Source organism: Betaproteobacteria bacterium, from assembly GCA_009377585.1.
Lineage (GTDB): Bacteria > Pseudomonadota > Gammaproteobacteria > Burkholderiales > WYBJ01 > WYBJ01.
In genome coordinates this window covers 28842-35747 of record WHTS01000060.1, presented here as the reverse complement: position 1 = coordinate 35747, position 6906 = coordinate 28842, and the positions used below count along the sequence as shown (strand labels likewise).

Genomic DNA, 6906 nt, shown 5'->3' with positions numbered 1-6906 from the left:
TGGTGCATTTATCCGCGGCGCGCGCGACGTGAATGCTCAGATCTACAGCAATGTTGCGCGCTACTTCGCCCGAAAGGGGCTCCTCGGCATCAATGTCGGATATCGGCTAGCTCCCGAAGCTCGCTATCCCGACGGATCCCTGGATATCGGCGCGGCGGTCACATGGGTCAGTGCACATGTCCGAGACTACGGTGGCGATCCCGAACGCATCTTTCTGGTGGGTCACTCAGCCGGCGGCACGCACGTCACCACTTACGTTGCCGATCCGCGCGCCCGCCCTGCCGAGGGTCACCGCGTCCACGGGATCGTGCTGCTCAGTGCCAGGCTGCGAATCGAAGCGCGACCGGACAATCCCAACGCAGCCGGTGTCCGCGCCTACTACGGCGATGACTCGGCGCTGTACGAAGAACGGTCCCCCGTGACGCACGCAGCCAACATCGACGTCCCGGTGTTTATCGTCACGGCAGAATACGACAATCCCTACCTCGACGTTTACGGGGTGGAGCTGGCGCACCGCCTTGGCGAATTGCACAAGCGCGCGCCCCGTTTCACGCGTATGACGAGGCACAACCACATCTCGCTCGTGGCGAATTTCCATACCGACGAGGAAATTCTGGGGCTCGAGATCCTCGACTTCATCGAGCGCGGCTGAGAGGTACGCTTGGAATTGTCTGGCCGCTATTTCACTATGCGGACCGAACTGCCATTCGACGTAGTAGCGTAATGGCGTGCGGGTACAATGGGCCAATCGCATCGATGGTCAGGCAAACACTTGGACGATTTTCGGCGGATGAACGACGAACGGCTTTCCCATTACGCGGCGACATGGGAGCCGGGTACATGGCGTCGCACGATCGCCGAGCAGGAATTGCGACGAAGACACGGACGGTCCCAACGTCCTGTCCCGTGGATTGTCATCGGGGCTTGCGCGGCAGCCCTACTCGTTACGGTTGTGGCGCTCTGAATAGCAGGTAGACCAAGCGCAAAGAGCGCGATCGCCTCCCATCGACACCGCCAGTCATTGCGATTCCGCGCGCACGGTAACGGCGGCGCGCGCGAATGGTTTTGCTTATGCGGGCATAACGTTTATTTCTGATGCTTGCCCTGTTCCTCTTTTAGAATCGCCAGCTTACGAGGGGAGCCGCGATGTTCACCAGCAATCCGTTCGCCGGCATTTCGCCGTCCATTGCGCCTGGCGTGATGCAGGCGTTCGTCATCCTGATGATCGTCCTGGTCGCAGCCGGGACCCTGTTCGACATCCTGCACAAGGGCAGCGCACGCTACTTCTTCGAGAACTGGCGCAGGTCGAAGACTCGCAGCACCAAGGAAATCTCGGGCGGGGAGATGGTCTCGATCGCGGTTCAGACTGCTGTCGTGGACGTGCTCACCTCGGGCGAGTTCTGCAACCAGCGGCGCCGCATCGCACATCTGCTTACGATGTACGGCTTCGTGCTCTACGTCGTGACCACCGCGATCATGGTGTTCTGCTATCCGACCCCGGTGACACCGACACCCCCGATCCTGCCAGTGCTGTGGTGGCTCGGCGGCCTGATGGTCTGCACCAGCGGCTACTGGTTCTGGTTTTTCATCCGCGTCGACGTGGCGGCGGAGGGCAACTCGCCGTTCCGGCTGATGAAGGCGGATCTGTTCATCCTCTCGCTGCTGGCGAGCGTCACGCTGGGGCTGATCTGGGCATGGTTGCAGGCGAACGGCATCGCGGGCGCGAGCGCGGTGTTCGGGCTCTACATCCTCGCCACGGTGGTGCTGTTCGGCGGGGTGCCCTGGTCCAAGTTCGCACACATGTTCTTCAAGCCGGCCGCGGCCTTCGAGAAAAGGCTGTCCGAAGCCAACGGCACGGTCCAGAACCTGCCGACGCTGACCCGCGACGACCCCGAGCAGCAGCAAAGGCATTCCATGGAGCTGCTGCGCGATGCCCCCATGGACATGGGGCTCGGCATCAAGCGCGAAGCGCCCCGTCACTATTAGTCAACAACAGCCCGCAAGTTCTGCCGGAGCTGATCAAGGAGCCGATTCATGCCTACCTTCGTCTATATGACAAGGTGTGACGGATGCGGACACTGCGTCGACATCTGTCCGTCGGACATCATGCACATCGACCCGACCTATCGCCGGGCCTACAACATCGAGCCGAACATGTGCTGGGAGTGCTACTCCTGCGTCAAGGCCTGTCCGCAGAATGCGATCGATGTGCGCGGATATGCCGACTTCGCCCCGCTCGGTCACAGCGTTCGTGTCGATCGCGACGAGCGTAAGGGCACGATCGCCTGGAGGATCAAGTTTCGGGACGGCACGGAGAAGAACTTTCTGTCTCCCATCACTACGAAGCCCTGGGGGACGGCGATTCCCAAGCTCGCCGATGTTCCCGCGCCCAGCAAGGAAATGCGCGACGGCCAGCTCTTGTACAACGAGCCGAAATATATTCGCCTGGATGACGGCGGTCTGCGTACGCTCGAGGACGCCGGCCTCAAGCTGAAGAAAGGCGTGTACTACTGATGGCCTACGACACGATCATCGAGGACGGCATCGATATTCTGGTCGTCGGTGCAGGTCTCGGCGGCACGGGTGCCGCATGGGAAGCCAGGTTCTGGGGTCAGGACAAGAAGATCGTCATCGCCGAGAAGGCGAATATCGATCGCTCCGGCGCGGTCGCCCAGGGCCTGTACGCCATCAACTGCTACATGGGCACCCGCTGGGGCGAAAACAATCCCGAGGACCATGTTCGCTATGCCCGCATCGACCTGATGGGGCTGGTGCGGGAAGACCTGCTGTTCGACATGGCCCGTCATGTCGACTCCACGGTGCACCAGTTCGAGGAGTGGGGCCTGCCGATCATGAAGAACCCGGAAACGGGGCACTACCTGCGTGAAGGCCGGTGGCAGATCATGATCCACGGCGAGTCCTACAAGCCCATCGTCGCCGAGGCCGCCAAGAAATCGGCGGACAAGGTCTTCAACCGCATCTGCGTCACCCACCTGCTGATGGACGAAAGCAAACCAAACCGGGCGGCCGGTGCCGTGGGCTTCAACGTCCGCACCGGCAACTACCATGTCTTCAAGTCGAAGACCGTGATCTGCGGCGCGGGCGGCGCCTCCAACATCTTCAAACCCCGTTCAACCGGCGAAGGTGCCGGCCGCACCTGGTATGCGCCCTGGTCGTCCGCGTCCGCTTACGGACTCATGATCGACGCCGGCGCGAAGATGACGCAGATGGAAAACCGGATCGTGCTGGCGCGCTTCAAGGACGGTTATGGGCCGGTCGGCGCCTACTTCCTGCATCTGAAGACTTACACGCAAAACGGTCTGGGCGAGGAGTACGAGTCGAAGTGGTTCCCGGAGCTGCAGAAGATGGTCGGCAAGGAGTATCTGGATCCGGAGGCCTCGCACCTGACCCATCGGCCGATCCCGACCTGCTTGCGTAACCACGCATTGATCAGCGAAGTGAAAGCGGGCCGCGGCCCCATTCACATGGTGACCATGCAGGCCTTTCAGGATCCTCACCTGGAAGAGGTGGGTTGGGAAAACTTCCTCGGCATGACGGTAGGGCAGGCTGTCCTGTGGGCCGCCACCGACGTGGATCCCAAGAACGAAAATCCGGAGCTCACCACGTCCGAGCCTTACGTCATGGGCTCGCACGCGACCTGCTCGGGCGCCTGGTGCTCGGGTCCCGAGGATGTCTCCCCGTCCGACTATTTCTGGGGCTACAACCGCATGACGACGGTCGAGGGTCTGTTCGGTGCCGGCGATGCCGTCGGCGGTACGCCGCACGCCTTCTCATCCGGCTCGTTCACGGAAGGCCGTCTTGCGGCGAAGGCGGCGTGCAAGTACATCGACGACGGCAAGGCCGAAGGCATCGTCGTATCCGCTGCGCAGATCGAGCGCCGCGGGAAAGAGATCTACAAGCCGCTGGAGCATTACAGGATCTACCGCAATGCGGTCGTGGCGGGCAGCGTCAACCCGCACTTCATCAATCCGCAACAGGGACTGGATCGCCTGCAGAAGCTCATGGACGAGTATTGCGGCGGCTATACCGTCGGTTACATGACCAACGAGAAGCTCCTGAACATCTGCCTCAAGAAGCTCAGGATCATGGAAGAAGATCTCGAGAACCTGGCCGCCCAGGACATCCACGAGTTGCTGCGGGCGTGGGAGTTGAAGCACCGTCACCGGGCGGCCGAGTGCGTGACGCAGCACACGTTGTATCGCAAGGAGACCCGCTGGCCGGGCTACTACTACCGGGGTGATGCGATGAAAGTGGACGACGCGAACTGGCACGTGCTGACGGTTTCGCGCCGCGATCCGGAGACCGGCGGGTACACGATGGAGAAGGCGCCGTGCTATCACCTGGTTTCGGACGGCGAGTGAGCTCCGGATCGGAGTGGCGCGCGATGGTCTTTCGCCTGCGGGATGAGTGCTGACATGGCGGGTGTCTCGAGCGCCGCAGAACCGGTGTCCTCCGGGCACGTGGAGACTCGTGTGAACATCATCGACAAGACCGACGATGAAATATGGGCCGCGGCCGATCCGTTGTGGCGCGATCTCCTCAAGCATTCCAACGAAGGCAAGTACGAGGAATTCGTCAGGAGTTTCGCCAAGTCCCTGGCGCTGGCCATGAACCAGGTCGTGGTGAACCATCAGTTCGCGAACAGCGAGCTCGCCAGAAGCCTGTCCGACGATTTCGACCGTCTGGGCATCATCCGCCGGGGCGAGCACGTCACGGTTCTGTACCGTCAGCGCAGTACCAGGAAGCAGGGCGAGTGGCTGGGTCGGCTGGTTCTCGGCTACGAGAACGGAGAGGTCAGGATTTTCGCTGCCTCGATTTTCTGAGCGGTTCGTTGAGACGTGCCATGAGTGAAGGCATCCGGGAAGGCAAGTTCGTCGAGCTGACCTACAAGGTGACCGACAGGAAGTCCGGGCACGTCCTTACTCGGGTGGAATTCCCGCTGGGCTATGTCCATGGGCACGACGAAATACTCGCCCCGTCCGTCCACATGGCGCTGGAAGGCAAGTCCGCCGGCGACGTCATCGAGGTGCCGATCGACGGCAACCGGATCTTCGGCCCCCGGGATGAGTCGCTGGTGTTCACCGATCACATCGAGAATGTGCCCGAGGCGTATCGGCAAATCGGCACATCCATTCTCATGGAGAACGACAGGGGCCAGACCCGAAGCTTCCTGGTGACGCGGATGGACGAAAAGACATTGACCGTCGACGGCAACAATCCGCTGTGCGGCCGGGACGTCGTCTTTACGCTCGAAGTTCTGAGCGTGCGCGACGCGACGGACGAGGAAACGCGGGCCGGTCAGACAATCGTGGCGGGTGCCGATGTCCCCCCGTCGCTGATGCGGCCGGTCTGAGCAGTGGTGGCGGATGCCATCGGACTCCATTCCCGTCTTTGAGACTGCAATTCCGAATACGCGGCAAGAGAGATGACTCATGAGCGATGAAAAGAAGGTTCCGACCAAGGTTCCGGAGGGCCATGCGCGGTTTGTGACCACGCGCCAGATGGCCCCTAACGAGGATGGGTTCGTGGGTTACGAAACCGTCTGGGAGCCGTTCCAGAAGGAAGCCGAATACAAGACACCGAAACAACCGTAGACGCCGCGCGAGCGCGTGATCACTATGCGCATGTGTTCCGCTCTCGGTTCGAGCCCGACACGGCATCGCCGGCAGGCTCTCGATGTCGATGTAGTTGGGGCCGCGTGAGCCAGGAGGACTACAACCCATGAATCGTTCGATGCGTTTTCTCTTCGGCGTGCTGATCGGGTTGGGTGTGGCGATTCAAGCGTTCGCGCAGGCTTGGCCTTCGAGGCCCATACGCATGGTGGTGAATTTCGCCGCCGGCGGCAGCACCGACGTCATCGCCCGTTCGGCCGCGCAGGGCCTCCTCGAAGCGCTCGGCCAGCAGGTGGTCGTCGACAACCGCGTCGGAGCGGGCGGCAACATCGGGCTCGAGGTGGTCGCGAGAGCGGCGCCCGACGGATACACACTGCTCCATTCCTCCGACGGCCCGATCGTCATCAATCCGCACCTCTACAAGATGAACGTCGATGTGGCGAAGGATCTCCTGCCGATCGCACCGACGGCGGGCGCGGCGCTGTTCCTGATCGCGCGTCCGGGCATTCCTTCGCGCAATCTCGCCGAGTTCCTCGCCTATGCCCGCGCGAATCCGGGGAAGCTCAATTTCGGTTCCGCAGGCACTGGCACGCTCCAGCACGTCGCGATCGAGATGCTCATGGCCGAGGCGAAGTTCAAGGCGGTGCACGTGCCGTACAAGGGCTCGCAGGCTGTGCTCGTGGATCTCCTCGGTGGGCAGGTGGATTTTACGGTGGATCTAGGCGCCGCGATTCCTCACATGAAGTCGGGCAAGGTGCGGCTGCTCGGAGTCCCGACCAAGGCGCGCTCGCCGATCTTTCCCGACGCGCCGACGCTGATCGAGCAGGGGACGAACGTGGAGCTTTCCTGGAGCTGGATCCCAGCTTCCACGCGAGGTGCGTATCCCGGCGCCGATGCCGTGCATCCCGAGGTTCTGTCGGCGTTGAACCTCGTCCCGGCGCTGGGAAGAAGTTCGTGCTTTCCAGGCGTCCCGGCAGGGGGACGCCTGGACCCTCGGTCCAGTGGTGGACCGAGGTTCGGGCCAAGAGCGGCAGCGAGTGGATTTCGGAAAGGTGTGCGGCCTTGTCAGGCAAAAGTGCGGGGTTGACCCCGGGTTGACCCCGCACTTTCTCGCGAGTGGATCACGCACTGGCAGCCGTCCGCTGTAAGCCCGATCCGCTCCAGGAGGCCGGCGAGAAAGGCCTCTACCGACTCGCGGTGTATCTGCTTTAAAGACCTGCCACGGTACTGTCGCTATTCCAACGTGCCGAACGCTGCCGCGCACGCACTCGGC

General features: G+C 62.2%; 7 protein-coding genes. All 7 read left to right on the top strand.

Annotation, left to right across the window (positions count from 1 at the left end; all coding sequences use genetic code 11):
• Nucleotides 1–652, top strand: a 652-nt coding sequence (locus GEV05_18335; GenBank protein ID MPZ45311.1) for an alpha/beta hydrolase fold domain-containing protein, incomplete at its 5' end; no start/stop codon positions are given.
• 548 nt (nucleotides 653–1200) lie between these two features.
• Nucleotides 1201–1986, top strand: a complete 786-nt coding sequence (locus GEV05_18330; protein ID MPZ45310.1) for an adenylyl-sulfate reductase — start codon at nucleotides 1201–1203, stop codon at nucleotides 1984–1986.
• Between the two features lie 48 nt (nucleotides 1987–2034).
• Entirely contained in the window at nucleotides 2035–2514 is a 480-nt protein-coding gene (aprB, locus tag GEV05_18325) for an adenylyl-sulfate reductase subunit beta (protein ID MPZ45309.1), read from the top strand.
• The gene (locus tag GEV05_18320) at nucleotides 2514–4382 is read left to right on the top strand and encodes an adenylyl-sulfate reductase subunit alpha (GenBank protein ID MPZ45308.1); all 1869 of its coding nucleotides are present in this window, start codon (nucleotides 2514–2516) and stop codon (nucleotides 4380–4382) included. The genes aprB and GEV05_18320 overlap by 1 nt, the downstream gene beginning before the upstream one ends.
• 111 nt (nucleotides 4383–4493) lie before the next feature.
• The gene (locus GEV05_18315) at nucleotides 4494–4844 is read left to right on the top strand and encodes a hypothetical protein (GenBank protein MPZ45307.1); all 351 of its coding nucleotides are present in this window, start codon (nucleotides 4494–4496) and stop codon (nucleotides 4842–4844) included.
• 20 nt (nucleotides 4845–4864) lie between these two features.
• Nucleotides 4865–5374: a peptidylprolyl isomerase gene (locus GEV05_18310; GenBank protein ID MPZ45306.1), complete on the top strand. Its 510-nt coding sequence runs from the start codon at nucleotides 4865–4867 to the stop codon at nucleotides 5372–5374.
• Between the two features lie 368 nt (nucleotides 5375–5742).
• Complete coding sequence (locus GEV05_18305; GenBank protein MPZ45305.1) at nucleotides 5743–6720, top strand: tripartite tricarboxylate transporter substrate binding protein; 978 nt, start codon at nucleotides 5743–5745, stop codon at nucleotides 6718–6720.
• The last annotated feature ends 186 nt before the right edge of the window (nucleotides 6721–6906 follow it).